Annotated in this window: 23 protein-coding genes and 1 pseudogene; 14 read left to right on the plus strand and 10 right to left on the minus strand. The window is 73.2% G+C overall.

The annotated features are described in order from the left end of the window. From GFD30_RS11550 to GFD30_RS11565, 4 genes and pseudogenes are all read right to left on the minus strand, one after another. Positions 1 to 378 (minus strand): annotated as a pseudogene (locus GFD30_RS11550) (molybdopterin-binding oxidoreductase); the annotation flags it as partial. A gap of 266 nt (positions 379 to 644) precedes the next feature. Then, positions 645 to 1,757, minus strand: coding sequence for a trans-sulfuration enzyme family protein (locus GFD30_RS11555; protein WP_153025370.1), 1,113 nt, complete (start codon positions 1,755 to 1,757; stop codon positions 645 to 647). Next, complete coding sequence (locus GFD30_RS11560) at positions 1,754 to 2,527, minus strand: S-methyl-5'-thioadenosine phosphorylase (RefSeq protein WP_153025371.1); 774 nt, start codon at positions 2,525 to 2,527, stop codon at positions 1,754 to 1,756. Before GFD30_RS11560 ends, GFD30_RS11555 begins: the two co-directional genes overlap by 4 nt. Positions 2,528 to 2,537: 10 nt before the next feature. Further along, positions 2,538 to 3,824, minus strand: coding sequence for a glycosyltransferase family 2 protein (locus GFD30_RS11565; protein ID WP_194201935.1), 1,287 nt, complete (start codon positions 3,822 to 3,824; stop codon positions 2,538 to 2,540). A gap of 113 nt (positions 3,825 to 3,937) precedes the next feature. On the opposite strand from GFD30_RS11565, the gene GFD30_RS11570 reads away from it, so the two are divergent. From GFD30_RS11570 to GFD30_RS11590, 5 genes are all read left to right on the plus strand, one after another. Next, positions 3,938 to 4,627 (plus strand): response regulator transcription factor, encoded by a 690-nt coding sequence (locus GFD30_RS11570; RefSeq protein ID WP_153025372.1) that lies wholly within the window; start codon positions 3,938 to 3,940, stop codon positions 4,625 to 4,627. Beyond that, positions 4,627 to 5,862: a sensor histidine kinase gene (locus tag GFD30_RS11575; protein ID WP_153025373.1), complete on the plus strand. Its 1,236-nt coding sequence runs from the start codon at positions 4,627 to 4,629 to the stop codon at positions 5,860 to 5,862. Before GFD30_RS11570 ends, GFD30_RS11575 begins: the two co-directional genes overlap by 1 nt. After that, positions 5,859 to 7,136, plus strand: a complete 1,278-nt coding sequence (locus tag GFD30_RS11580) for a hypothetical protein (RefSeq protein WP_153025374.1) — start codon at positions 5,859 to 5,861, stop codon at positions 7,134 to 7,136. The genes GFD30_RS11575 and GFD30_RS11580 overlap by 4 nt, the downstream gene beginning before the upstream one ends. A 20-nt stretch (positions 7,137 to 7,156) precedes the next feature. After that, positions 7,157 to 8,200 carry an NAD-dependent epimerase/dehydratase family protein gene (locus GFD30_RS11585; protein ID WP_153025375.1) on the plus strand — a complete coding sequence of 348 codons (1,044 nt, stop codon included), beginning with the start codon at positions 7,157 to 7,159 and terminating at the stop codon, positions 8,198 to 8,200. Positions 8,201 to 8,336: 136 nt separating this feature from the next. Next, positions 8,337 to 8,564, plus strand: coding sequence for a hypothetical protein (locus tag GFD30_RS11590; RefSeq protein ID WP_153025376.1), 228 nt, complete (start codon positions 8,337 to 8,339; stop codon positions 8,562 to 8,564). Between the two features lie 111 nt (positions 8,565 to 8,675). Here GFD30_RS11590 and GFD30_RS11595 read toward each other — a convergent pair whose 3' ends face one another. Beyond that, complete coding sequence (locus tag GFD30_RS11595) at positions 8,676 to 9,680, minus strand: CobW family GTP-binding protein (protein ID WP_322633164.1); 1,005 nt, start codon at positions 9,678 to 9,680, stop codon at positions 8,676 to 8,678. A 273-nt stretch (positions 9,681 to 9,953) separates the two neighbouring features. On the opposite strand from GFD30_RS11595, the gene GFD30_RS11600 reads away from it, so the two are divergent. The 8 genes from GFD30_RS11600 (at position 9,954) to GFD30_RS11635 (ending at position 18,873) form a co-directional block, all read left to right on the plus strand. After that, positions 9,954 to 11,783, plus strand: coding sequence for a choice-of-anchor M domain-containing protein (locus GFD30_RS11600; protein ID WP_153025378.1), 1,830 nt, complete (start codon positions 9,954 to 9,956; stop codon positions 11,781 to 11,783). 20 nt (positions 11,784 to 11,803) lie between these two features. Further along, positions 11,804 to 12,442 carry a choice-of-anchor M domain-containing protein gene (locus tag GFD30_RS11605; protein ID WP_153025379.1) on the plus strand — a complete coding sequence of 213 codons (639 nt, stop codon included), beginning with the start codon at positions 11,804 to 11,806 and terminating at the stop codon, positions 12,440 to 12,442. An 8-nt stretch (positions 12,443 to 12,450) separates the two neighbouring features. Then, entirely contained in the window at positions 12,451 to 13,071 is a 621-nt protein-coding gene (locus GFD30_RS11610; protein WP_153025380.1) for a choice-of-anchor M domain-containing protein, read from the plus strand. 162 nt (positions 13,072 to 13,233) lie between these two features. After that, a complete protein-coding gene (locus tag GFD30_RS11615; RefSeq protein WP_153025381.1) occupies positions 13,234 to 14,319 on the plus strand; it encodes a WxL protein peptidoglycan domain-containing protein in 1,086 nt (361 codons plus the stop codon). A 46-nt stretch (positions 14,320 to 14,365) separates the two neighbouring features. Continuing rightward, positions 14,366 to 15,898, plus strand: a complete 1,533-nt coding sequence (locus tag GFD30_RS11620; protein WP_153025382.1) for an anchored repeat ABC transporter, substrate-binding protein — start codon at positions 14,366 to 14,368, stop codon at positions 15,896 to 15,898. Further along, complete coding sequence (locus tag GFD30_RS11625) at positions 15,895 to 17,319, plus strand: TIGR03773 family transporter-associated surface protein (RefSeq protein WP_153025383.1); 1,425 nt, start codon at positions 15,895 to 15,897, stop codon at positions 17,317 to 17,319. The genes GFD30_RS11620 and GFD30_RS11625 overlap by 4 nt, the downstream gene beginning before the upstream one ends. Continuing rightward, positions 17,309 to 18,040, plus strand: coding sequence for an anchored repeat-type ABC transporter ATP-binding subunit (locus tag GFD30_RS11630; RefSeq protein WP_153025384.1), 732 nt, complete (start codon positions 17,309 to 17,311; stop codon positions 18,038 to 18,040). The genes GFD30_RS11625 and GFD30_RS11630 overlap by 11 nt, the downstream gene beginning before the upstream one ends. After that, entirely contained in the window at positions 18,037 to 18,873 is an 837-nt protein-coding gene (locus GFD30_RS11635) for an anchored repeat-type ABC transporter permease subunit (RefSeq protein WP_322633165.1), read from the plus strand. The genes GFD30_RS11630 and GFD30_RS11635 overlap by 4 nt, the downstream gene beginning before the upstream one ends. On the opposite strand, the gene GFD30_RS11640 is transcribed toward GFD30_RS11635, so the two are convergent. The 4 genes from GFD30_RS11640 to GFD30_RS11655 all read right to left on the minus strand — a co-directional run bounded on the left by GFD30_RS11640 (position 18,868) and on the right by GFD30_RS11655 (position 22,247). Further along, the gene (locus GFD30_RS11640) at positions 18,868 to 19,149 is read right to left on the minus strand and encodes a DUF2277 domain-containing protein (RefSeq protein ID WP_153025385.1); all 282 of its coding nucleotides are present in this window, start codon (positions 19,147 to 19,149) and stop codon (positions 18,868 to 18,870) included. The two genes, GFD30_RS11635 and GFD30_RS11640, sit on opposite strands and share 6 nt — an antisense overlap. Positions 19,150 to 19,153: 4 nt before the next feature. Next, the gene (locus GFD30_RS11645) at positions 19,154 to 19,741 is read right to left on the minus strand and encodes a dihydrofolate reductase family protein (protein WP_153025386.1); all 588 of its coding nucleotides are present in this window, start codon (positions 19,739 to 19,741) and stop codon (positions 19,154 to 19,156) included. Positions 19,742 to 19,809: 68 nt separating this feature from the next. Next, positions 19,810 to 20,487 (minus strand): response regulator, encoded by a 678-nt coding sequence (locus GFD30_RS11650; protein WP_153025387.1) that lies wholly within the window; start codon positions 20,485 to 20,487, stop codon positions 19,810 to 19,812. After that, complete coding sequence (locus GFD30_RS11655; protein ID WP_153025463.1) at positions 20,484 to 22,247, minus strand: ATP-binding protein; 1,764 nt, start codon at positions 22,245 to 22,247, stop codon at positions 20,484 to 20,486. Before GFD30_RS11655 ends, GFD30_RS11650 begins: the two co-directional genes overlap by 4 nt. Positions 22,248 to 22,344: 97 nt before the next feature. Here GFD30_RS11655 and GFD30_RS11660 point away from each other — a divergent pair, with 97 nt between their 5' ends. After that, positions 22,345 to 23,712: a cation:dicarboxylate symporter family transporter gene (locus GFD30_RS11660; protein ID WP_227996117.1), complete on the plus strand. Its 1,368-nt coding sequence runs from the start codon at positions 22,345 to 22,347 to the stop codon at positions 23,710 to 23,712. 45 nt (positions 23,713 to 23,757) lie between these two features. Here the strand turns inward: GFD30_RS11660 and GFD30_RS11665 are convergent, their stop codons facing one another. Further along, complete coding sequence (locus GFD30_RS11665; protein WP_153025388.1) at positions 23,758 to 24,543, minus strand: SDR family NAD(P)-dependent oxidoreductase; 786 nt, start codon at positions 24,541 to 24,543, stop codon at positions 23,758 to 23,760. Positions 24,544 to 24,626: the final 83 nt, after the last annotated feature.

A 24,626-nucleotide genomic window follows, 5' to 3' on the forward strand; every position in this document is an offset into this window, starting at 1 on the left:
GGGCACCGCCGCCGCGGCGCCGAGCCCGGGCCTGGTGACCGCCGCGGCGGCCCCGATGAGCGCGAACCCCACGACCGCGGCCCGCGCGGGCCACGGGCGGGTGCGCCGCAGCCGGCCGATCCCGGCGCCCGCGACCGCGACCCCGACCGCCAGACCCGCGATGAGCAGCGGCTTGTCGAGCGTGCCGACCAGTTCGATGAACCAGTGGGAGACCTCGAGCGGGACGACGGCGATCACGGCGTCGCTCAACGCCGACAGCGGAGCGGCGCGCGGCGCGGCGAACGCGGCGGCGAGATGGCCGACCCCGAGGCCGGCCAGTGTCGCGAGGAGCCCGGCCAGGGTCCAGGCGCGGGACGAATCGGCATGCGCGGTGTTCACCTCCCCATCATCGCGCTCATCCAGGCGAAAGGCCCGCGCCGGAGCTTACGTTCCGATAAACAAGCGCCTGGGACGTCGGCCGCGTCGGAACCGGCCCGACCCACCGGATCCGAGCCGGCGGCGCGCGCCTCGGACGCTGCCTGCCGATGACGTTGCCCGCCCGGCACCGTGACCGGCCGGTCTTCCGTACCCGCCCTTGCCAGCCGCACCGCTGCACACCGAGCGAACAGGGAACCCGGACACCGGCCCGCCGCCGGGGACGGCCGTCAGTCGCCGAGCGCCTGGGCGAAGTCCTCGATCAGGTCTTCGGCCGCCTCGATGCCGGCCGAGAAGCGGACCAGGTCGTCGGGGAGGCCGGCCGTCTCCTCGTTCGCGGACACGCGGGTGACGAGCGATTCGACGCCGCCGAGGCTCGCCGCCGTGTACGGCAGGCGCAGCGACTTCACCAGGGCGTCGGCGGCCGCCGCGCCCCCGGCGGGCCGGAACGACACCACCGATCCGAACCCGTCGAACAGCGCGGCCGCCCGCCGGTGGTCGGGGTGCGTCGCCAGGCCCGGGTACCGCACGTGCGCGATCGCGTCGTGCCCGTCGAGGAACCGCGCGACCGCGAGCGCGTTCGCGTTCTGCTGGCGGACCCGCAGCGCGAGCGTCTTGAGCCCGCGCGAGAGCAGGAACGCCGCGTGCGGATCGAGCGCGCACCCGTAGGCGCACATCACCGACGCGACGCGCGCGATCCGCTCCTTCGACCCGGTCACCACCCCGGCGGCGAGGTCCGAGTGGCCGTTGAGCGCCTTCGTCGCCGAGTGGCACACCAGGTCGAAGCCGACCGTGTGCGGCCGGAACACGACCGGGGTCGCGAAGGTGTTGTCGATGACCGAGGCCAGTCCGCGCTCGCGGGCGAAGCGGGCGGCGCCGGCCAGGTCGCCGACCTGGACGAGCGGGTTGGTGATCGTCTCGGTCAGGAACGCCTTCGTGTTCGGGCGCAACGCCCGCCGCCACGCGTCCCGGTCCGCGGGGTCGACCAGGTCGAAGGCCCAGCCGAGGCGTTCGGCGTGCTCGGCGAGGAACTGCATCGTGCCGCCGTAGAACGCCCCCGCGGCGATGAGGTGGTCGCCGGCGGCGAGGACGCTGTGGAGCGCCACGGTGATCGCGGCCATGCCCGATGCGGTGGCGACCGCGGCCTCCGCGCCTTCGAGGGCGGCGAGCCTGCGGTGGAGGTGGCGCTGCGACGGATTGGTGCCGAGCCGGATGTACCGGACGTCGCCGCCGGGGTCGTCCTCGAAGACCGTGCCCTGGTGGATCGGGAACACCACCGAGCCGTGCGGGGCGGGCCGCGGCTCGCCGCCGTGGACGGCCAGCGTCTCGAACCGCTCGCTCATGCGGCCAGCCTCGGGATCGCCGCGTCGAGGAGTTCGCGGACCTTGTGGAGGTTCGCCTCGAAGACCGCGAAGACCGCCTCCTGGCTCACCGGTTCGACGCCGGGGTCCTCGTCCAGGCCCGCGTCGTAATCGGTGACCAGGGCGATGCCGACGAACGGGATGCCGGCCTCCATCGCGAGGGGCGCCTCAGGGGACTGGGTCATGTTCACCACGTGCCAGCCCGACTCGCGGTGCCACCGCGATTCGGCGCGGGTGGAGAAGCGCGGGCCGTTGACGACCACGACGGTGCCGCCGTCGTGCGCGGCCGCGCCGACCTCGGCGGCCGCATCGAGCACGATGCGGCGCAGCCGCGGATCGTACGGTTCGGCGAACGGAATGTGGACCGGGCCGTCGTCGAACTCGTCGTAGAACGTGGAATCGCGCCCCCAGGTTCGGTCGACGAGCTGGTCGCAGACGACGAACTCGCCCGGCCTGATCTCCGGCCGCAGCGATCCGGCCGCGAACGGCGAGACCAGGGCCCGCACGCCGAGCTGCCGCATGGCGTCCACATTGGCCCGGTAGTTGACCCGGTGGGGCGGGATCCGGTGCCCGGTCCCGTGCCGGGGCAGGAACGCCACCCGCACGGACCCGAACGCCGCGACCGCGACCGGCGCCGACGGCGGCCCCCACGCGGTTTCAATCTTCACTGTCTCCGCTTCGGCCGCAAGGGAGTAGAAGCCTGAGCCGCCGAAGACGCCGATGTCGGCTCGGGGCCGGTCCTGATCGTTCAATGCCTGCTCCTCATCGATTCCCGGCCTTGAACCGCGCGAGCTGCGCGCGCATGTCCTTGACCGCGCGGAGGGTCCCGCCCACGGTGCCGGTGACCTTGCTGCGTCCGACCCGGGGCCGGTAGGGGACCGGCAGCTCGGTGATCCGCCAGCCGTCGCGTCCCGCCCGCAGCACCATCTCGAGCGGCCACCCGGAGCGGCGGTCGGCGATGCCGAGCCCGAGCAGCGCCTCCCGCCGGGCCGCGCGCATCGGCCCCAGGTCGGTGACCTGCGCGCCGCAGCGGCGCCGGATCTGCCCGGCCAGGTACCGGTTCGCGATGCGGCCGTGCAGCGGCTGCGCGCCCTTCTCGGCCCGCCTCGCGCCGAGCGCCAGGTCCGCCTCGCCCGCCAGCACCGGCGCGCACACCGCCGGCAGGTCCGCCGGGTCGAGCGAGGCGTCGCAGTCCATGAAGGCCACCACCGGCGCGGTTGCGGCCGCCAGCCCGGCGAAGCAGGCCGCGCCGAAGCCGCGCCGCGGCTCGGACACGACCACCGCGCCGAGACCGGCCGCCACCTCGGCCGATCCGTCGTCGGAGCCGTTGTCGACCACGATCGCCCGGTACCCGCGCGGCATCCGCTCGAGCACCCACGGGATCGCCTCGCGCTCGTTGAGCACCGGCAGCACCACGTCCACGGCCGACTCGAGCAGCGCCCGGACCCGCTGCGCCGTCCGCGTGCGCGGCGCCAGCGCGGCCACGGCCCGCGCATCCTCGATGTCGTCGAGATCGCGCAGCACCGGCAGGTCCGCGACCGCGAGTCCGAGCGACTCCAACCGCTTGCGCTGCAGCAGCCCCGTGTCGGCCCGGCTCATCGGGACCCCGGCGAACGCCTCCGGGTGCGCCCGCGCCAGCCCCAGCGCCCACCAGCCGCCGTCCTCCGCGAGCCCGAGCGCCGCCTCCCAGTCGCCGCCGGCCACGACGGCCAGCGACTCGTCCAGCAGCGCCGGCGTCACCTGCGGCGTGTCCATCCCGATCTGGAGCCCCGGCCCGCCCGCGTACGCCCAGGCCGCGGCGAGCCGCTCGTTGAACGTCCCGCCCGCTTGCGGCACCACCGTGAACCCCTCCGGCAGCCACTCGCCGGGCTCGCCGTCGAGCACGAGGATCCGCCGGTCGGCGCCGCACCCCGCGACGGCCTCCAACGTGTCGGCGAGCGCGGCCTCGGCGACCGCCGCCGCCTCCACAGTGGTCAACGGCGGCGTGAGCCTGGTCTTGGACCGCCCCGGGACCGGGGCCTTCGCCATGACGAGCAGATGGGTCCGCATGGGCCCGATGCTACTGACGAGACGGCCCCGCAGGGCCCGGACGATTCTTACGGTATGCGAAAGTCTTGGAGCATCGGATGACGGAGGCGATCGGGATCGGTCATCGTATTCACATGAGCTCCGAAGCCGACCCGCGCGTGCTGGTCGTCGACGACGACCCCGCGCTGGCGGAGGTCGTCGCCCGCTACCTGCGCCGCGACGGCTTCGACGTCGACTACGCCGCCGACGGCGCCACCGGCCTCCACAAGGCCCTGTCGACCCTGCCCGACCTCGTCGTCCTCGACCTCATGATGCCCGGCATGGACGGCTTCGAAGTCTGCCGCCGCCTCCGCGAGACCACCGCCATCCCGGTGGTCATGCTGACCGCCCGCGGCGAGGAGAACGACCGCATCGCCGGCCTCGACCTCGGCGCCGACGACTACGTCACCAAGCCGTTCTCCCCGCGCGAACTCGCCGCCCGCGTCCGCGCCGTCCTCCGCCGCGCCTCGGCCGAGCCCGCCCCGCCCGCGGTCCTCTCCGGCGGCGGCGTCGAGATCGACACCCTCGCCCACCGGGTCCGCCGCCGCGGTGAACCGCTCACGCTCACCGCCAAGGAGTACGACCTCCTCGTGTGCTTCCTGACCAACCCCGGGCGCGCCTTCCGCCGCGAGGAGCTCCTCGAGACCGTGTGGGGCTGGAGCATCGGCGACGCCTCCACCGTCACCGTCCACGTCCGCCGCCTGCGCGAGAAGGTCGAGGACGACCCCTCCGCGCCCCGCCACCTGACCACCGTCCGCGGCGTCGGATACCGATGGGAGCCTTGATGGAGCACCACCAGCGCCGCCGCACCGGCTCGCTGCTCATCCTCGCGGTCGCGCTCGCCGCCGCCACTGCCCTCGCGGTCGCCTTCGACTTCCCGCCCCGCGACATCGCCGTCCTCGTCGCCGTCGCCGCGGTCGCCTCCGCCGTCGCCGGCGGCATCGGCGGCGTCGCGCTCCGCCGGCTCCGCAACCGCCCCGCCCGCGTCCAGACCATGACCGTCGCGCTCTCCTCGGTCCTCGTCGCCGCCACCGGCGTCGTCACCGCCGCGCTCGCCATGTTCATCTCCTTCCACGACCTCGTCGTCCTCTTCGTGGTCCTCATCGTCGCCTCCGGCGTGGCCTTCGGCGCCGCCTGGCAGCTCGGCGACGACATCGGCGCCGGCGCCCAGCAGGTCGGCGCCTACGCCCGCACCATGGTCGGCACCGACGGCAACATCAGCGCCGCCGGCGCCCCCGCCGTCACCGGCCCCGGCGAACTCGCCGCGCTCGCACGCGAACTCGCCGACGTCTCCCGCCGCCTCGAGGAGTCCCAGCGCCGCGAGCGCGCTCTCGAATCCTCCAGGCGAGAACTCATCGCCTGGGTCTCCCACGACCTGCGCGCCCCCCTCGCCACCATCCGCGCGATGGCCGAGGCCCTCGACGACGGCGTGGTCGACGACGACGCCGCCGTCAAGCGCTACCACTCCCAGATCCGCACCGACGCCGAACGGCTCACCGCCCTCGTCGACGACCTGTTCGAACTCTCCCGCATCAACAGCGGGACCCTGCGCCTCGGCCGCGAGAAGGTCGACCTGTGCGACGCCGTCGCCGACTCCCTCGCCGGAGCCAGCGCCGCCGCGGACGTCAAGGGCGTCCACGTCGTCGAACGCCTCTCCGCGCTCCCGCCGATCGAGGTCGCCGCCCGCGAGTGCTGCCGCGCCCTCGACAACCTCTTCGACAACGCCATCCGCCACACCCCGGCCGGCGGCACCGTCGTCATCGAAGCCGAGGCCGCCCCGGACGCCGCCGTCCTCCACATCGAGGACCAGTGCGGCGGCATCCCCGAAGCCGACCTGCCCCGCGTCTTCGACATCGCCTTCCGCGGCGACGAGGCCCGCGGCCGCGACGACCGCGGCGGCGGACTCGGCCTCGCCATCAGCCGCGGCCTCATCGAAGCGCACGGCGGCACCGTCACCGCCGCCAACACCGCGGCCGGATGCCGCTTCACCGTCCGCCTGCCCGCCGGGGGCCGCCGGTGACCGGCCGCCGCGCGACCGCCGCCGTCCTCGCCGCCTGGGCCCTGCTCATGGTCCTCGTGTGGCTGCTCGGCCAATGGAAGCGCCAGATCGAGACCCGCGCCCATCAGCTCGGCGCCATGCCCCTGTTCGGCAGCTGGGAATGGCACTTCGACGCCACCCTGCTCGCCCCCGCCGCCGTCGGCGCCCTCGTCATCGCGGCCCTGCCCGCCCTCGCCGCCCGGTGGCGCTGGCGGTACACGCTCCTGGCGTCCGCGGCCGCCGGCGTCGCCTTCAGCCTCGCGCTGGCGGTCGCCCACTCCCACCCGCGGACCTGGACCGACCTCGACCACCACTACGCGAGCAACCGGCATCTCGTCGACGACGCCGGCGGGTTCGCGCCCTTCCTCCAGCACTACACCGAGCTGCAGCTCGCCGGCGCCTACCCGGTCCACCTCCAGTCGCACCCGCCCGGGCTCGTCCTCTTCTTCTGGGGCGCGGCGAAACTCGGCCTCGACGGCCTCGTGTTCCAGAACGCCGTCATCCAGCTCGGGGTCGCCGCGACCGTCGCCGCCGCCCTCGCGATCGGCCGCGACGTCGCCGGCGAGCGCCTCGCCCGCCGCGCCGCGCCGTTCCTCGTCATCGCCCCGGCCTCCTACTGGCACAGCAACGCCGACCTCATCTTCGCGGGCGTCACGCTCGCGGCCGTCGCCTGCCTGATCCTCGCCACCAACCGCACCGGCGCCCGCTGCGCCGTCCTCACCGCCGCCGGCGGCCTGCTCGCGGGCGCCGCCCTCATGCTCTCCTTCTCCGCCGCACTGCTCGCCCTCCCGGTCCTGGTCGTCGCCGTCCGGCGCCGCCGCTGGGGCGTGCTCCTCGCCGGCGGCGCCCTCGCCCTCGCGGTGGTCCTCGCGCCGCTGCTGTGGGGCTACTGGTGGCTCGAAGGGCTCCAGACCACGCGCGTCCGCTACTACGCGGGCGTGGCCGCGGTCCGCGGCTACTGGTACTTCCTGCTCGCGAACCTCGCAGTGTTCGCGCTCGCGCTCGGCCCCGCGACCGCGGTCGCCCTCACCCGGCTGCGCGACCGCCGCATGTGGATCGTCGTCGGCTCGTGCCTCGCGGCCGTCGCCGTCGCCGACCTGTCGGGCATGTCCTCTGCGGAGACCGAGCGGATCTGGCAGCCCTTCATGCCCCTGGTGCTCCTGGCCGGATGCGCCCTGACCCGCCCCCGGGCGTGGCTGACGCTCCAACTGGCCGTCGCCGTCGTCCTCGCCGCCGCACTGCGCGTGCAGTGGTGACCGAGAGAAAGGCATTCCCGATGCGAGTACTGGTGACCGGCGGCGCCGGATTCATCGGCGGTCAGATCACCGAGCGGCTCGCCGCGCGCGGCGACGACGTGGTGGTCTTCGACTCCCTCACCGCCCACAAAGAGCCGCCCGAACTCCCGGACGGGGTCGAACTCATCGTCGGCGACCTCCGCAACGAGCACGCCGTCCGCCGCGCGGTCGAGGGCGTCGACGCCGTCTGCCACCAGGCCGCCCGCGTGGGCCTCGGCGTCGACTTCGACGACGTGGCCGACTACGTCGCCGACAACGACGGCGGCACCGCGAACCTGCTGCGCGCCCTGTGGCGCCGCTCCTTCACCGGTCGGCTCGTCGTCGCCTCCTCGATGGTCGTCTACGGCGAAGGCCGCTACCGCTGCCCCGACCACGGCGACGTCCGCGCCGCACCGCGCGACCGCCGCGACCTCGACGCCGGACGGTTCGAACCGCGCTGCCCCCGCTGCGGCGCCGACCTCGACTGGGCGGCCGTCCCCGAATCCGCCCCGCTCGACCCCCGGAACGTCTACGCCGCCACCAAGGTCCACACCGAACACCTCTCGTTCCTCTACGGCCGCGAGACCGGCGCCCCAGTCTGCGCCCTGCGCTACCACAACGTCTACGGCCCGCGCATGCCCCGCGACACCCCCTACGCCGGCGTCGCCAGCATCTTCCGCAGCGCCCTCGAATCCGGCGCGGCCCCGCGCGTGTTCGAGGACGGCGCCCAGACCCGCGACTTCGTCCACGTCCGCGACGTCGCCCGCGCGAACCTCCTCGCCCTCGACGGCGACTGGACCGGCGCGTGCAACATCGCCAGCGGCGAACCGCACAGCGTCGGCGACATGGCCCGCGCGCTCGCCGCCGCCTTCTCCGAAACGCAGGGCCGCGCCGGGGCCGAACCGGTCGTCACCGGCGAGTACCGGCTCGGCGACGTCCGGCACATCGTCGCCTCGCCCGACCTCGCCGCCGACGTCCTCGGCTTCCGCGCCGAGACCGCCTTCACCGAAGGCATGGCCGCCTTCGCGAGCGAACCCCTCCGCTGACGCCGAGCCGTTCACTCCAGCAGGCTGTACCGTGCCGCAGGACCTGGCCCCACCCTCGTTTCGGCAGGTGACTGCATTGGGTGCGAAGCCCGTTCGCCGTAGCGTCAGTGGTATCCGAACCACTCGAGGAGCCGCTGTGAACGACCAGCACATCACCGCCCCCGCGCCGCCGCACCCGGCCGCCGGGGCCCACTACAAGCTCACCAGCACCGCGCTGTGGATCGGCCTCGGCGCCGGCATGCTGCTGAACTTCGCGTTCCAGGCCGCCGGCCTGTGGCTGCTGGCGGCCCCGTTCGGGCTGATCGCCTTCGCCAGTGCCGTCGCGCTCATCGCGCGGGCGGTCGTGAGCCGCAAAGACAGGTGACTCAATATTTCATGACATTCCGGAAATGTTCTGGACGATGGGCCCCCGGTTCAACGACCCTCCCACCCGGGTGTGACAGACGGGTCGTCTGAGGCGCAACGTGACCGATGTTCACCGCTGGTAGCGGAGGAGCCGTCGCAGCCCTTCGGGGTTGCGCTGCCGCGGCGGCGCGAGCGCCGCTTCGAGGCGGGGCCGTGCCGCGTCCGCGTCGAGGTGCGCCCCGATCGCGACCATCTCGCCGTCGCCGGCGGTGTCGTGCGCGGCGACGTCGATCTGGCCGCCGACCACGTTGACCAGGTAGCCGCGGGTGCGTCCGCCCGATTCGACGGTGACCGTGCCCTTCATCCGGTACGCGCCCGGCGGCGGGTCCTCCAGCAGCTCCAGGAGCGCTCCGGGGTCGACCGGCCCGGTCGCCCGCACCGTGACCGCCTTCGCGTGCGAGTGGTCGGCGTGGCCGCCGTGCGCCTCGCGGGCCAGTGCCGCGAGCGGCAGTTCGTCCTCGGGGTCCGTGCTCGACGCCGTGTCGTACACCAGCACCGGGTCGACGGCGCCCCTCGAGGTCCGGACGATGTGGATCTTCGGGTTGACCGCGCGGATCCGCTCCTCGATCGCGGCGAGCGCTCCCGCCGCCTCCGCCTCGGGGAGGCGGTCGCACTTGTTGATCACCGCCAGGGTCGCGGCCGCGAACCGGACCGGCGGCTGGTCGGTCTTGTCGACCGTGTTGAAGTACTCGACGGCGTCGACCACGTCGACGACCCCGCCCGGCCGCACCCGCTCGGCCCCGCTGAAGTGGATCATCTTCGCGAGGACCCCGGGCTCGGCGATGCCGCTGGCCTCGACGATGACGACGTCGAGGCCGAACTTCGGATCGGTCAGCCGGTCCAGGGCCGCGTCGAGGCCGCTGAGGTCCTCGATGCAGCACAGGCACCCTCCGGCGATCGAGACCGGCTCGTCGATCTGGCCGGTCACCAGCGCGGCGTCGACGTTCACCTCCCCGAAGTCGTTGACGACCACGCCGACCCGCGCGCCGGGCCGGCACAGCAGATGGTTCACGAGCGTCGTCTTGCCGGCGCCGAGATAGCCCGTGAGCACGACCACCGGTACTCGCCTGTTCACACCGTCCCCTTCGTGTTCGACCGTCAGCGACATGGGACCACATGCCGCGGGGCCGCCCGTCCGCGACCCGGCCGCACGACGGCCCGGTCCCATGTCGACATATGCGCATCTGCTTGGTATTCAACGTCACTGAGGACGGTTCGAGGGCCTCTGCCTGCGGTTCGGGAGTCCGGCCGCCCGGCTCGGGAAGAAACCTCCGGCCGTCTATCGAGAATGGTAATGATTTTCGTTAGCATGAGGTGAGTCCCGACCCGAGCTGACGAAGGAACCCCCATGACCCCCGCCCGTACGCGCCCCCTCGCGCTCGCCGCCGCGGCGCTGCTGCTGTCGGCGGCCTGGCCCTCCCCGGCCGCCGCCGCGCCCGGGGACGACCGCGCCGTCCTCTCCGCCGGCCACGTCGACGCCATGCAGGTCTACATGGACGGCGACCGGCTCGACCTGCGCGTCAAGGACGACACCGGCGACTCGACCCGCTACCACGACCCCGAGGACGTGCTCTTCCACGTCCGCCCCGAAGCCGAGACGGCCATCCCCGCCGGCGGCACCTGGAGCTTCATCGGCGAGGCCGGCGAGTCCATGTGGATGCTGCCGCTCACCCAGGACCCCGCGCTGTTGTGGCCCGGCTGGAGCACCGAACCGCTCGCCAAGGGCCGCTTCCAGGACGACGAGGTCTCGCTGAACCTCGTCGACGTGGCCGGACCCGGCGACGCGGTCCTGTGGACGGTGCGGAACTTCGGCGAGCCGGTCCCCTTCGCCTCCTCCCGCGACGGCCTGCCCGACGCGATCCCCGTCGGCGTCCCCGCCCACGTCCACTCGTTCTGGGCGTTCACGGCCCCGGGCGCCTACACCCTCACCTGGCAGGCCGCCGGCACGCTCGCCGACGGCACCGCCGTCGCGACCGACCCGGTCGAATACCACTGGCACGTCGGCGAACTGCCCGACGAACCGGACCCCGACCCCGATCCCGACCTTCCCGACGAGTCCGACCTCGAAGGCCGCCTCGTCCTCGGCGAAGGCCACGTCGACGTCCTCTCCGTGGACGACACCGCCTCCGGCCTCGACCTGCGCACCAAGGACGGCACCCGCCTCCACGACCCCGCGGACGTCTACCGCGACCCCGACGACGTCGTCTTCCACGCCAGCCCCGAATCCGAGACCGTCCTGGGGGAGCAGTTCGCGAACCCCGGTTACGACCGGGTCGGCGCCCCCGGCGACGTCCGCTGGCTCCTCCCGGACACCCAGCAGGACGGCGTCCTCTTCGCCGGCTGGGACACCGGCGGGATCCCCGGCGGCGTGCTCGCCGGCGACGCCCTCGACCTCGAGCTCACCGGCTTCAGCGGCCCCGGCGACCTCGTCATGCTCACCGTGGACGACTTCGGCGACGCCGCGGTCATGATCGACACGGCCGACGCGCTGCCGCAGGCGATCACCACCGCGGCCCGCACCCACGCCCACGCCAACTGGTTCTTCAGCGAACCAGGCGTCTACCGCCTCACCTGGCAGGCGACAGCCGAAGCCGCCGACGGCACCCCGCTGGCCTCCGCGCCGCAGGACTACCTCTTCGTCGTCGGCGAATGGCCCGACGGCGGCGAGCCCGACCCCGACCCGCCGGTCCTCGAGAACACCCAGACCATCACCGCCGAACTCGACGCCGACACCGGCGGTCTGGTCCTCAGCGTCGACCCCGGCGACCGCACCGTCACGCTCCCGGCGATGACCCTGAGCCCCGACGCCACCCGCTGGACCACCGCCGGCGAGCTCCGCCCGGTCACCGTCACCGACACCCGCACCGCCGATCCGGGGTGGAACGCCACCGCCCAGGTCTCGGCATTCACCTCAGGCGGCGACCGCCTCCCCGGCGGCCACCTCGGCTGGGCCCCGAGCCTCACCTCCAAAGGCGCTGACCAGGCCGTGACCCCCGGCCCGGCCGTCGAAGGACTCCTCGACGGCGGACCCGGCCTCGCCGCCTCCCAGCTGCTCGCCTCCGCAGCCTCCGGCGCCGGCAACGGCACCGCCGTCCTCCAGGCCGACCTCTACCTGGACCTGCCCACCGACGTCGAGTCCGGAACCTACTCCGCGCTCGTCACCTTCACCGCCATCTGAACCACGAGAAAGGAACCCCCTTGCGAACCCTCCCCAAGTACGCCGCCGTCGCCGCAGCCGCGGCAGCGGTCGTCGCCACCGCCGCCTCCCCGGCCACCGCCGAGACCTCCTCGCCGACCGTCCTCTCCGAAGGCCACGCCGACGTGCTCGGCGTCGCCTACGAGGACGGCGCCCTCGACCTCCACGTCCACGACGAGGAGAACGACGCCGAGTACGCCCCGTCCGAGGTCGTCCTCGCGGTGAACCGGGCCGCCAAGACCACGGCCCCCGCCGGATACGACTTCCTCGCCGACGGCGACTCGGACGTGTGGATCCTCCCCGACACCGAGGTCGAGGGCCTCCTGTTCGCCGGCTGGGCCACCGAGGAGATCGCCCCCGGCGACTTCGCCGGCGACACCCTCACGCTCACCGTCCACGACGCCTGGGGCGACGTCGACCTCTACACCGTCGACGACCTCGGCGACCCGACCGTCCTGTTCGACTCCGACCAGGGCCCGGGCTCCTTCACGGTCGGCGCGGGCAGCCACGGCCACCTGAACTGGGCCTTCGGCGAAGCCGGGGTCTACAAGCTCACTGTCGAGGCCGAAGGCGTCCTCGCCGCCACCGGCGAGACCGTGTCGACCGGCGAGGTCGACTACTGGTTCTGGGTCAAGAAGTAGGAGCCCCGATGCGCAGCACCGTGATCAAACTCGGCGCCGTCCTCGGCGCGGTCGTGTCCCTGGCCTTCGCCGGCCAGGCCCACGCGGCCACCATCGCCTCCGGCCACGTCGACGTCCTCGCGTTCTCCTACGACGACACCGCGAACGCGCTCGACATCAACGTCCACCAGCACAGCACCGGCGCCACCCTCGAAGCCGCCGACGTCGTCTTCGACGTCCACTCCGGCCACCTCGTCAACCGCACCACGGCCGTCGCCTGCAAGCTCGACGCCGGCCAGAACTGGGTCCTGCCCCGCACCGAGACCAGCGGCCTCATCTGGGCCGGCTGGAGCACCGAGGACCTGAGCCTCGCCGCCTTCGGCGGCAGCCTCCAGGCCGAACTCGTCGACGCGGTCACCCCCGCCGGCGGGAACGTCTCGGTCTACGACGCCACCACCGGCGCCGTCCGCTTCCACACCGACCCGGCGTGTAACGCGCCCGGGACCGCGATCACCGAGACCCACCACCACCCGACCTGGGTGTTCACCGAGCCCGGCACGTACGAGCTCACCTTCCAGGTCAGCGGCACCCACAGCACCGACGGCGCGGTGACCTCGCCCGAGATCACCTACACCTTCGACGTCGGCTAGACCGCACCCTCCAGATAGGGGCGGCCCCCATCCCACTCCCGGGGCCGCCCCGCCCCCTGGAACCGGTCCGCCGCGACCAGTTCCCCGCCGGAACGACCCGAGACCCCCGGGGCCGCCGCCCCGCCCGACCGCCTCCAGCCGCCCCCACCCGAGAGACCCCAAGTGAGCAGAACCATCCCGACCGCCCGCGCTCCGCGAGCGCGGCCTGTGAACAGCGCCCGCGCCGCGCGGACCGCCGCGCTGCTCGCGACCGCCCTCGCATCGCTGCTCGCGGCGAACCCGGCCGCCGCCCAAGAGGAACAGCCCGCGGAGCCCGCCCCCGCCACCTGGGGCGTCAACCCGTCCTCACAGGACGGACCCGACGGCCGGGCCGCCTTCGACTACGCGCTCGACCCGGGCGAGACCGTGATCGACTTCGTCGGCGTCTCCAATTTCTCGACCGAGCCGATCACCCTGCGGCTCTACGCTTCCGACGCCTACACCTCCGAGTCCGGCGCGTTCGACCTCCTGCCCTCCGACCAGGAGCCGGTCGACGTCGGCTCGTGGATCGGCTTCAACGAGGACACGCTGACCATCGCACCCCAGACCCGGCTCGACGTGCCGTTCGCGCTCACCGTCCCCGCCGACGCCACTCCCGGCGACCATGTGGGCGGGATCGTCGCGGCCGTCACCGAGGAGGCCACCGACGCGAGCGACGCCGAGGTGCTCGTGGAGCGCCGCGTCGGCGCCCGAGTCCACCTCCGCGTTTCCGGCGAACTCGACCCGCGGCTTTCGCCCGACACCGAGGACGTGACGTACCACTACGACTGGAATCCGGCCCGGCCCGGCACGGTCGCCTTCGACTTCGCCGTCGAGAACGCCGGGAACGTTCGCCTGCAAGGAGAACTGGTCGCCCGCGTCGCGGGCCCCTGGGACCTCCTCTCCGAAGAGGTCGTCATCGCCGAACTCCCGCAGATCCTCCCCGGCGACCGCTACGAAGGCACCGCCGAGATCACGGGCGTGTGGCCCCTCGCCCGCCTCGACGTGGAGCTGATCGTCCGCCCCGAGGCCGTCGACCCCGCCGACCTCGAATCCCGGCTCGCCTCCACCGCAGCGGAGACGACCCTCTGGGCACCCCCGTGGCCCCAGGCCGCCGTCGCCGCCGCGCTCGCGCTGCTGGTTTGGATTGCCGTGAAGATCCGCAAACGCAAGCGCCGCAAGGAGACTCACGACGCCCCCGCCGCGTCGAAGGAGCGAGCCGAGACATGAGCCGTCCCCCGACCACCGCACCGACCGTCGTGAAGGAGCGCGAAGCATGAGACCCCTGCACCACCGCAGGCCGCCGCACCGCCGGACCGCCGCCCTGCTCGCCGCCGCGGCGGCCGTTCCGCTCGCCGCGGCCGGGTGCTCCGGCGCGGCCGGCGCCGACGGCACCCAGGTCGTCGTCACCACCGAGATCATCAAGGACTGGACCGAGATCGTCGGCGGCGACCGGGTCGACGTCGAGACCATCGTCCCGCCCGGCGGCGACCCGCACTCCTACGAGCCGAGCCCGAACGACGCCGCAAAGGTCGCCCGCGCCGACCTCGCCTTCACCAATCACCTGCTCCTCGAGGACCACCCGCTCATCAAGCTGTTCGACGCGAACGTCCCCGAAGGCGCCCCCAACATCGCGCTCGCCGAGAACGCGGAGCCGTACGGCGCCAAGCTCATCCCGCTCGTGGAAGACGTCGGCCTCGACGTGGTCTGGCTCGGCTTCGGCGTGCGCGGCGAGACCGAGACCCGCTCGGCGGAGATCGACATCCGCCTCACCGGCGCCACCGGCCCGGGCACCGTCGCCATGTTCCTCACCGACGCGTTCGGCATCCCCGAGATCTACTGGAACACCGGCGACGGCATCGACGGCACCGACGTGATCACCCTCCCGCCCGAGGCGCACACCCACGTCAACTGGACCTTCACCGAACCCGGCGTGTACGAGCTGACGGCCGCGGCGAGCGCGACCGACGACGGCGCCACCACCGCTGAGGTCGGCGAGGCGACCTTCACGTTCGCGGTGGGCGTCAACCCCCGCGAGGTCCGCGAGGGTGCCACCGTCCTCGACGACGGCCACACCGACCTGACCGCCGACCTCGACACCGGTGCGTTCGTCGTCCGCGACGACGAGCGCGGCGACCTCGCCCCCGCCGACGTGGTGATCGACGTGCCCACACGCTCCATCGAGCAGATCCCCGACGCCGAGGCGTTCGCGTTCCTCGGCGAGCCCGGCCAGGAGCTGTACCAGCTCCCGCAGGCGGTGCTCGGCAAGCACGTCCACGGCGAGATCGACCCGCACGTGTGGCAGAACGTCGCCAACGCCAAGGCGTACGTCGAGGTCATCGCGAACGCGCTCATCGAGGTCGATCCGGACGGCCGCGACGAGTTCGAGGCCAACCGCGACGCCTACCTCGCCGAGCTCGACGCGCTCGACGCCGAGGTCGCCGCCGCGATCGACACCATCCCCGAGGCGAACCGGCAGCTCATCACCACCCACGACGCCTTCGGCTACCTCGCCGACCGCTACGGGATGCAGGTCGCCGGGTTCGTCGTCCCCAATCCGGCGGCCGAACCGAGCGCGCAGCAGGTCGAGAAGCTGACCGAGACCATCGCCGACCTCGACGTGCCCGCCGTGTTCGTGGAGCCCAACCTCCACGCCCGCGCGAGCGTCCTGCGCCAGGTCGCCGAGGACGAAGGAGTCGAGGTGTGCACGCTCCACGGCGACGCGCTGCCCCAAGACTCGCCCACCTATCTGGACATGATGCGGCAGAACGCCGCCGAGCTGAGCCGCTGCCTGGGAGGAGACTCATGAGAACCCGCAAGCCCCTGACCGTCCTCGCCGCCGCCGCGATCGCGGCGGCCGCCTGGACCGCGCCCGTGCAGGCCCAAGCGCCCGAAGGGATCGCCGAGTTCGCGACCGCCGGCGCCGGCCTCGCGGTCACGGCCCCCGCCGAACTCGAGACGGTGCCCTCGCTCGTCCCCGAACGCGAGGACTTCGCGTTCCTCGGCGCCCCCGGCGACCTCGTCTGGGTCGCCGGCAGCGCCGACGGGACCGCCTACCCGACGCTCGACGCCTCGGCCGTGGACGGCGACCTCACCCTCGGCCTCGACAAGGTCGAAGGCCCCGGCGACGCCTGGCTCTACACCTTCACCGGGCCGGGACTGGCCGAACCGCTCGCCTCCACCGCGGACGACTCCACGTTCACGCTCCCCGGCGGCACCACCGCAATGGTCGTCCTCGCCGTCGACGAACCGGGGGAGTACCGGATCGAACTCGGCGCCCGCGAAGCGGACCGGGGCCACGGCGCCCTCGCGCCCCGCTCGCAGGCCGCCGCCGCGACGGCCACGGCCGTCTACTCGCTGACCGCCGAAGCGGCCACCACCGAAGAGGCCGCGACCATCGACACCGACACCGGCACCGAGGCCGGCGGCGCCCAGACCGCCACCTCCTGCGAGGTCGTCGCCGACGGCCACGTCGACATCGGCCCCCGCTTCGTCGACGGCGAATGGACCGTCCAGCTCCGCGACGACCGCGCCGCCGAATCCCAGTGGCGCGAACTCGAGGACACCGTCCTCCACATCCCCGACACCGCGCTCTTCCCGATCCCCGAAGGCGACTTCGGCTTCCTCGGCGAACCCGGCGACGAGATCCACATGCTCCCGCAGGTCCAGGCCTCGGGCATCGTCTGGCCCGGCTGGAACACCCAGGACCCCAGCGTGATCGAGGGCGTCCCCGGCGCCGTCGACTGGAGCCTCGAAGCCGTCGACGGCCCCGGCGCGTTCACCCTCTTCCTGACCGGCACGTTCGGCGGCGCCGACGTGCTGTTCAACTCCGCCGAGCCGCTGCCGCAGACCATCGCGGTCCCGCAGAACACCCACGCCCACGGCAACTGGACCTTCTCCGAGCCCGGCGTCTACCGCCTCACCATCGCCTTCACCGGCACCACCGGCGACGGCACCACGGTCACCGACACCGCCGACCTCCAAGTGGCCGTGGGCGACGCGACCGACCCGAACGCTGCCTGCTCCGGCGACGGCAGCGGTGGCGGCTCCGGCGGGAACGACGACGAGGACGACAACGGCTTCCTCCCCACCACCGGCACCGGCTGGCTCCTGTGGGGCCTCGGCGCCGCCGCCCTCGCCGTCGTCGCCGGCGCGGTCATCATGTTCGCGACCCGCAAGCGCCGCAACGCCACCGCGGCCGGCACCCCCGGGGACGCCGATGGCAACTGAGGCCATGCGGGTCAGCGGCCTCACCGTCAGCCTCGGCGGCCGCCCCGTCCTCGACCGCGTCGACCTCGCCGTCGCCCCCGGCGAGACCGTCGGCCTCATCGGACCCAACGGCGCCGGGAAGACCACGCTCCTGCGGGCCGTGCTCGGCCTCCTCAAACCCGAGTCCGGGACGGTGCGGACCGGCGCCGGCCGGCCCGGCTACGTCCCGCAGAAGCACGAGTTCACCTGGGACTTCCCCATCACCGTCCAGGGCGCGGTCCTCAATGCCCGCGCCAGGTGGCTTCGGGGCCCGAACCGCGACGACCGCGCCGCCGCGGCCGAGGCCCTCGACCGGGTCGGCCTCGCCGACCTCGCGAAACGGCCCGTCGGGGAGCTCTCCGGCGGCCAGCGCCAGCGCGTCCTCGTCGCCCGCGCGCTCGCCCGCCGCCCGTCCCTCCTGCTCCTCGACGAGCCGTTCACCGGCGTCGACGTCCCCACCCAGGAGCTCCTCACCGACCTCCTCGCCCGGCTCGCCGGGGAGGGCGCCGCGATCCTCATGACCACTCACGACCTCGCCCAGGCCCGCGCCACCTGCACGCGGCTGTGCCTGCTCAACCGCACGGTCGTCGCCGACGGCCCGCCTGCCGAGCTCACCGACCCCGGCCTGTGGCTGCGCGCCTTCGGCGTGGCCGCCTCGGGCGAGCTCAAAGCCCTCCTCACCGGAACGGAGCGCCCCCAGTGATCGAATGGCTGGCCGAACCGTGGTCCCACGTGTTCATGCAGCGCGCCTTCGCGGTCGCCGTCATGTCAGCGGTCGTGTGCGTCGCCGTGGGGGCGTTCGTGGTCCTGCGCGGCATGGCCTTCATCGGCGACGCGGTCGCGCACGCCGTCTTCCCGGGCGTCGCGATCGGATTCGTCCTGCACGTCAACCTGACGCTGTCCGGCGCGGCGGCCGGAGTCGCGACGGCGCTGGCGATCGTCCTCATCAGCCAGACCCGCCGGCTCAAGGAGGACACGGTGATCGGGATCTTCTGGGCGGGCTCGTTCGGCCTGGGCATCGTGGTGGTCTCGTCCCAGGACTCCTACACCGGCGACCTGACGTCGTTCCTGTTCGGACAGATCCTGGCCCTCGGCGACGGCGACGTGCTCCTGGTCGGCTTCGCGGGCCTGGCGCTGGTGCTGGCGACGTTCCTGCTGCGCCGCCAGCTCATCGCCGTGAGCCTCGACCGGGAGACCGCGCGGGCCTCGGGCCTGCCGGTGCTCGCACTCGACATCGCCCTGTACGTCATGGTCACGGTCGCGATCGTGATCTCGCTCCAGGCGGTCGGGAACATCCTCGTCCTCGCCCTCCTGGTGACCCCGGCGGCGACGGCGCGGCTGCTCACCGACCGGCTCGGGCCGATGGTCCTGGCCGGGTGCGCGCTGGCCGCGTTCGGGGCGCTCGCGGGGCTCTACCTGTCGTTCTACTACAACCTGGCGGCCGGCGGCCTCGTCGTCCTGGTGATCACCGGGATGTTCGTGCTCGCGTGGCTGTTCGCCCCGCGGCACGGCCTGCTCGCCAGGCGCCGGTCATGACGGGGCCGGCGTGCCGAACCGCTCGGCCGCGCGGGCCCTCGCCTTGGCCTCCTCTTCCTCCCGGTCGCGCGGCGGCGCCTTGGTGACCAGGGAGTCCAGGAGCTCCTGGGTGGCAGCGGCGACCGCGGCCACCGCCTTGTCGAAGGCCTCCTGGTTCGCCTGCGACGGGTGCGTCGACCCGCTGAGCTTGCGGACGTACTGGAGCGCGGCCGCGTGCACCTCCTCGGCGGTGGCGGGCGGCTCGAAGTTGAACAGGGTCTTGATGCTGCGGCACATGCGGTCATCCTTCCGTTCCGGTCGAGGGGCGGTGGCGGCGGTAGCGGAGCTCGACGATCCCGTTCGCGGACGAGGCGCTGGAGACCAGGTCGAGCCGGTACGACTCGGGAACGCCGTCGAACAGGCGGGTGCCCTTGCCCGCGATGTAGGGGAACATGCTGACCTGGAGCTCGTCGAGCAGGTCGAGCGCCATGAGCGAGCGCCAGAGCCCGACGCCGCCCATGACCACGATGTACCCGTCGCCGCCCCGCCGCAACCGGTCGACCTCTTCGGCGGTGTCGCCGGAGGCGATCGCGGTGTTCGCCCATTCGGCGGTCTCCAGGGTCCGCGAGAACACGACCTTCCGCGCGGCCGTCAGGATCTCGGCGAAGGGGTGGTCGGCGTCGGTCTGCGTCATCGCCTTGGAGATGCCCTCGTACGAGGTGCGGCCCATGGCGATGGCGTCGGCGTTGCGCAGGAAATCGAGCTGCCCGGCGTCGTCGGGGTGCTCGTTCTCCGGCAGGGAGAAGCAGAACTCCCAGAAGTCGGTGCCCTCGTCGGCCAGCAGGCCGTCGAGGGAGTAGTTGAAGACCGTCGCTATCAGTTTCCGCATGGCCGGGGCTCCGTTACCGCTCGTGTGATGCCGCCAGTGTCGCAGACGGCACCGACATCCGGTCCCGATCAGCGCTTGACGAGCGTGTACCGCACTTCGGGGCGGCCGACGCCGCCGTAGTGGGGCCGGCGCTCGGCCACGCCGTTGTCGGCGAGGTATTCGAGGTAGCGGCGGGCGGTGACGCGCGCGATGCCGACGGCCGTCGCGATCCCGGCGGCCGAGAGGCCCTCGGTCGCCTCGTCCAGCGCGGCGGTGATCGACGCCAGCGTCGAGGCGCTCAGGCCCTTCGGGAGCGGGCCGGTGCCGGGCGTCCGCAGCTCGGACAGCATCCGGTCGACGTCGGTCTGGCCGCCGACCTCGCCGGGCTGCGCGACCTGCGCCCGCCAGGCCGCATACGTCTCGAGCTTCCCCCGCAGCGCCGCGAACGTGAACGGCTTGAGCAGGTACTGCATGACGCCGGAGGACACGGCCGCGCGGACCTCGGACAGGTCGCGCGCCGAGGTCACGGCGATGACGTCGACCGGGGCGCGGGCGGCGCGCAGGGCCGCGCACACCGCCAGACCGTGCGTGTCGGGCAGGTAGAAGTCCAGGAGCACGAGGTCGACCGGGTTGCGGGAGCAGAACCGGACGGCCTCGTTGCCCGAGTGGACGACGCCGGCGACCGTGAACCCGGCGACGCGCTCGACGTACGCCCGGTGCGCTTCGGCGGCCACCGGGTCGTCTTCGACCACCAGTACGCGGATCATCGGTCCGACGATATCGGCAGCCGGACCGTGAACACCGCGCCACCGGTCGAGGAGGCGCGACCGCCGGCGGGACGGCCGCCAGGAGCAGGGGCGCCGGAAACGCTGTCAGGGGCGCGGTTCTCGGAGGCGTCGGCTCGGGCGGCGCGGTCGTCGACGGCACGGCCTTCGGAGGCGTCGCCCTCAGTGTCACCGTTGCTCGCCTCGCCGCCGCCACCGCCGCCCGCGACCTCGATGCTGCCGCCGTTGCGGCGGACGGCCTGCCCGACGAGCGCCAGGCCCAGTCCCCGGCCGGACTCGCCGTCCGGTTTCGTCGACCAGCCCCGCCGGAAGATGTCGGCGCCCTCGGCGACGCCCGGACCGGAGTCGGCGACGCGCACGAGCAGTTCGCCCGGCTCGCTCTTCACGGTCACCGCGACCTTCGGCGCCCGCTCGGCCGCGTGCTCCACGGCCGCGTCCAAGGCGTTGTCGATCAGGTTGCCCAGGATGGTGATCAGGTCGCGGGCGTCGATGCCCTCGGTGTCCTGCATGGCCGTGTCCGCGGTCAGCTCCAGCTCGACGCCGCGCTCGCCGGCCTCGCTGAGCTTGCCGAGCAGCAGCGCGGCGAGCACCGGCTCGGTCACCGAGCCGACGACCCGGTCCGTGAGCTGCTGCGCGGTCGCCAGCTCCGCGGTCGCGAGCTCGACGGCCCGGTCGACGCGGCCCAGCTCGATCAGCGAGATCACCGCGTGGAGGCGGTTCGCCGACTCGTGCGCCTGCGAGCGCAGCGACTCGGCGAATCCGCGGGCCGTGTCGAGCTCTCCCGTCAGGTGCTGGAGGTCGGTGTGGTCGCGCAGGGTGACGACGGTGCCCATGCTCCGGTCCCGCGACCGCACGGGCATCGTGTTCACCAGCAGGAGCCGGGTGTCGGTCAGGTGCAGCTCGTCGGCGACCGGCGCCGGCGACGTGAGCGCCGCGGCCAGGTCCTCGGCGAGTCCGAGTTCGGCGACCGGGACGCCCTTGGGGTCCTCGGGCAGCCGGAGCAGGTCCCGTGCCGCGTCGTTGCACAGCGCGACGCGCCCGTCCCGGTCGACCAGCACCAGCCCTTCCCGGACCGAGTGCAGGATCGCCTCGTAGTACTCGAACATGTCGCGCAGCTCGGCCGGTGCGACCCCGCGGGTCTGGCGGCCCAGCCGGGCGCTCACCAGGTAGCTCCCGGCGACGCCGACGACGAGCACGCCGCCCGCGACGGCGGCCAGCGGCACCAGGCGCTCGTTGAGCTCTGCCGAGATCGCCTCGATCGTGATCCCCACGGCCACCAGCGCCACCACTGCGTCGACGTCGTCGAATACGGGCACGACCGCGCGCATCGACGGCCCCAGCGTCCCGGTGTAGGTCTCGGTGAACGGCCGCCCGGCGAGGGCCGTCTCGGTGTTCCCGATGAACCGCTTGCCGATCTGCGACGGGTCCGGGTGCGTGTACCGGATGCCCTCCGGGCTCATGATCGTGATGAAGTCGACCCCGGTGTCGGCCCGGACCCGCTCGGCGAACGGCTGCAGCTCCAGGCTCGGATCCGGGGTCGCGAGCGCGGCGATCACGCTCGGCGAGTCCGCGACGGTCGAGGCGACCGCGAGCACCTCTTCGCGCGCGTTGTCGTCGGTCGCCCGCCCGGCGTCGACGTACGCCAGCGCCGTCCCGGCGCCGACGATCAGGCCGACCAGGACGAGCTGCAGCACCAGGAGCTGCCTGGCGAGCGGCCACGGTTTCGTCACGCCCCATTTCATCACGTGCCGATCATGCGACCGAAATGAACTAAATAGTGACTGGCCTCACAAGCGAATGAATACTTCGGTCAAACGCCCGATGAACGAGGAGACGACGATGTCCATGCCGCCACCCCCGAAGCGCCGCGACCGCACCCACTACCTCTACCTGGCCGTGATCGTCGCCGTGGTCCTCGGCGTCGCCGTCGGGTTCGCGCTCCCCGAGTTCGCGAAGCAGCTCAAGCCACTCGGCACCGGATTCGTGGCCCTCATCAAGATGATGATCGTCCCGATCATCTTCTGCACCATCGTGCTCGGGATCGGCTCGGTGGCGAAGGCCGCGAAGGTCGGCAAGGTCGGGCTCATCGCCCTCGGCTACTTCCTGCTCATGTCCACCTTCGCGCTGGCCATCGGCCTGGTCGTCGGGAACCTCCTCCACCCGGGCTCGGGCATGGACCTCGACCCGACCGCGGCCACCGCCGCGCAGGAGCAGGCGTCCGAGGCCGGCGGCCACGGCACCGTCGACTTCCTCCTCGGCGTCATCCCCGAGAGCATGGTCTCCGCGTTCACCTCCGGCTCGGTCCTCCAGGCCCTGCTGGTGGCGCTGCTCGCCGGGTTCGCCCTCCAGAAGATGGGCCCCGCGGGGGAGCCGATCCTGCGCGGCATCGGACACCTCCAGCGACTCGTCTTCCGGGTCCTGGCCATGATCATGTGGGTCGCGCCGATCGGCGCGTTCGGCGCGATCGCGGCCGTCGTCGGCGAGACCGGCTGGGACGCGCTGAAGAGCCTCGCGGTCATCATGATCGGCTTCTACGCGACCTGCCTGCTGTTCGTCTTCTGCGTCCTCGGCGCCGTCCTGTGGCTCGCCGCCCGCGTCAACATCTTCCAGCTCCTGCGCTACCTCGGCCGGGAGTTCCTGCTGATCGTCTCGACCTCGTCCTCGGAGTCGGCCCTGCCGCGGCTCATCGCCAAGATGGAGCACCTCGGCGTCAGCAAGCCCGTCGTCGGCATCACCGTGCCGACCGGATACTCGTTCAACCTCGACGGCACCGCGATCTACCTGACGATGGCGACCCTGTTCATCGCCACCGCGCAGGGCGAACCGCTCGGCCTCGCCGAGCAGATCTCGCTCTTGGTGTTCATGGTCATCGCCTCCAAGGGCGCGGCCGGCGTCAGCGGCGCCGGCATCGCGACCCTCGCCGGCGGCCTCCAGTCCCACCGCCCCGACCTGGTCGACGGCGTCGGCTTCATCCTCGGCATCGACCGCTTCATGTCCGAGGCCCGCGCCCTCACCAACTTCGCCGGCAACGCCGTCGCCACCGTCCTCATCGGCACCTGGACGAAGGAGTTCGACCGCGGCCAGGCCCGGCGGGTCTTCGCCGGCGACCGGCCCTTCAACGAGGCCACCCTCGTCGACGATCACCGGCCGGCACCCGAGCCCGAGCAGCCGGCCGCACCCGCTCCCCGGGAACCGGTCGGCGTCTGACCGCAGCCCCCGCCCGCGCCCCCGGCCCCCCTGCCGGGGGCGCGTTCACCTCTGCGGCTGCCGCACCGGGTTGCGCGAACCCGAGCCGGTGAGCATCCGCCCGATGAGCCCCGCCGGAAGCAGCCGTCCAATCGCGACGATGACCTTGTTCTGCCACCCGGGAACGCTGAGGGCCTTCCCCTTCCGCGAGTCCCGCAGCGCCGCCGCCGCGACGGCGTCGGCCTCCAGCCACAGGAAGCCGGGCACCCCCGCCATGTTCATGCCCGCGGTCGCATGGAACTCGGTGCGCGTGAACCCCGGGCACAGCGCCGTCACCGCGACCCCGTGCGGCAGCGTCGTCCTGGCCGTGGACTGGCTGAAGTTGACGACCCACGCCTTGGTCGCCGAGTACGTCGAGCTGGGGAAGAAGCCGAGCACCGACGCGGTGTTGACGACGCGGCCGCTCCCGCGGGCGATCATCGGCGGCAGGGCCGCGAGCGTCAGCCGGAGCACGGCCTCGATGTGCAGCCGCGCCATCGCGACCTCGGCCGCCACCGGCGTCTCCAGCAGCTCGGTGGGATGCCCGAACCCGGCGTTGTTCACCAGCAGGTCGACGCCCTCGCGGCAGCGCGCCTCGATCCGGGCGACCTCGGCCTCCACCGCGAGATCCGCGGTCACCGTCTCGCAGGGGACGGGGAGCGCGTTCGCGAGCCCGCGCAGGCGCTCCCCGTCGCGGTCCACGAGCACCAGCCGGTACCCGTCCCGCGCGAGGGCTCTGGCGAACGCCGCCCCGATCCCCGCCGCCGCGCCGGTGACGAGCGCCGTCGGCTGCGGCGGGGACCCCTCTGACATCCGCCGAGTCTATCGAGGACGCGAACGCGCCTCGCCGTCGTCCGCGACGCCTTGCGGGAGCGGCGGTCACGCACCCGTAGACG

This window comes from Glycomyces albidus, from assembly GCF_009451885.1.
GTDB lineage: Bacteria > Actinomycetota > Actinomycetes > Mycobacteriales > Micromonosporaceae > Glycomyces > Glycomyces albidus.